This window comes from Streptomyces rugosispiralis (assembly GCF_024505145.1).
GTDB lineage: Bacteria > Actinomycetota > Actinomycetes > Streptomycetales > Streptomycetaceae > Streptomyces > Streptomyces rugosispiralis.
Map to the genome: position 1 here is coordinate 1 of NZ_JANIAA010000149.1, position 1,606 is coordinate 1,606.

At 73.0% G+C, this 1,606-nt stretch carries 1 protein-coding gene; it reads right to left on the reverse strand.

Going from position 1 to position 1,606, the window contains the following annotated elements:
• A partial coding sequence (locus NP777_RS46775; RefSeq protein WP_256656303.1) for a condensation domain-containing protein occupies positions 1-1,606 on the reverse strand: 1,606 nt, incomplete at both ends.

Consider the following 1,606-nt stretch of genomic DNA (forward strand, 5'->3'; position numbering starts at 1 on the left):
TCAGCCCCGTCGGGGCACCCTCCTCGTCGCGGCGCTCGGCCACCGTCGCCGACAGATCGAACCGGGCGGCAGGAGAGGCGGCGGGGAGGCCGCTCACCTCCAGCCCGGCCAGCTCCCAGGGCCGACGGCCCTGCGGCAGGTTCTGCATGGTGAGCGACACCTGGAACAGCGGGTGCCGGCCCAGCGACCGGGTGGGGTTGAGGTCCTCGACCAGCCGCTCGAACGGCACATCCTGATGCGCGTACGCCGCCAGATCGGTCTCCCGCACTCGGGCCAGCAGTTCGGTGACCGACGGGTCGCCGCTCAGGTCGGTGCGCAGCACCAGGGTGTTGATGAAGAACCCGGCCAGCCCGTCCAGCGCCGCGTCACCACGCCCCGCGGTCGCCGTGCCGATGGGAATGTCCGTACCCGCGCCCATCCGCGACAGCACCAGCGCCAGCGCCGTGTGCATCACCATGAACATCGTCGCCCGGCCGCGCTGGGCCAGCTCCACCAGCCGGGCGTGGGTCTCCGCGTTCACCTCGAACGGCATTTCGCCACCGGTGAAGGAGGACACCGCAGGTCGGGGCCGGTCGGTCGGCAGGTCCAGCTCCTGCGGGGCACCGGCGAGCGTCCGCCGCCAGTAGTCCAGTTGCCCGCTGATGACACTCCGCGGATCGCCGAGGTCACCCAGCACATCGCGCTGCCACAGGGCGTAGTCCCCGTACTGCACCGGCAGGGCCTCCCACCCGGGCAGTCGACCCGCCCGCCGGGCCGCGTAGGCGGTGCCGATGTCGCCCGCGAGGATGCCCATGGACCAGCCGTCGGCGGCGATGTGGTGGACCGCGCCCATGAGGACGTATTCGGCCGGTCCGGTCACCAAGAGCCGTACGCGCCAAGGCGGTTCGGTGCGGACGTCGAACGGCTGGTTCGCGTACGCCGCGAGCTGCGCGGGCACCTCGTCCACGGCGGTGTGCATCACCGTGAGCGAGGGGCGGCCCGCCGCGCCGTGCAGGACCCGCTGGCGGGGGACGCCCGAGGTCTCCGGGAAGACCGTGCGCAGGCTCTCATGCCGGTCGGCCACATCGCCGAGGGCGGCTTCCAGCGCGGGAATGTCGAGGTCACCGGAGAGCCGCAGGGCCAGCGGGAGGTTGTACGCGGCCCCCTCGCCGGTGGTCTCGAGCCGGTTGAGGAACCACATCCGCTGCTGCTCGAACGACAGCGGCAGCACCTCGGGCCGCGGTCGCGCCATCAGCGGCGTCCGGGTCTCGCCACCGAGCCGGCCCACCAGTTGGGCGACGCCGGCGACGGTGGGGGTGGCGAACAGATCGCCGATGCTGACCTCCGCGTCGAGGACGGCGCGGATGCGGGCGATGAGCCGCATCGCGAGCAGGGAGTCGCCGCCCAGCTCGAAGAAGGAGGCGTCGGCGCCCACCCACTCCAGGCCGAGGACCTCGCCGTAGAGGCTGCTGAGAATCTCCTCGGTGGGTGTGGCCGGGCCGCGTCCCTCGGCGACGTCCGTGAAGTCGGGGGCGGGGAGGGCAGGGCGGTCCAGCTTGCCGTTGACCGTGACCGGGAGGGCGTCCAGGGCGACGACCGCGGCGGGGACCATGTGGTCCGGCAGCCG